Annotated in this window: 1 protein-coding gene; it reads right to left on the minus strand. The window is 46.8% G+C overall.

The window, feature by feature from the left end:
• Window positions 1-47: 47 nt before the first annotated feature.
• On the minus strand, window positions 48-293 hold a 246-nt coding region (locus ACSG5Z_RS31260), incomplete at its 5' end, for a proline racemase family protein (protein WP_435712894.1).

Raw genomic sequence — 293 nt, forward strand, 5'->3', positions numbered from 1 at the left:
CGTTCGCGCTTATGACTAGCATATCTATCCACCTCCTCCTCTTATCCTTACAAAAATCCGCGATTCAACTCATCTCTCGGGTCTACAACGAACTGATGACATCCTGAAATAAAGGCATTCCCCGTTACTTTCGGAACGACAGCTTCATATGTATCTGCCGCTGTTACCGACAACACTTCCCCCTCGAATTTCCCGTCAGTAATGCATTCGTGGACGTAAATTTCTCCCTTTTGTAAGGCATCTCTCTCATATACACATCTCCGAGCCCACGAGACGCTCATGACTCTGGGTTT

Origin of the sequence: Bacillus pretiosus, from assembly GCF_051294775.1 — a bacterium.
GTDB classification, from domain to species: Bacteria; Bacillota; Bacilli; order Bacillales; family Bacillaceae_G; genus Bacillus_A; species Bacillus_A wiedmannii.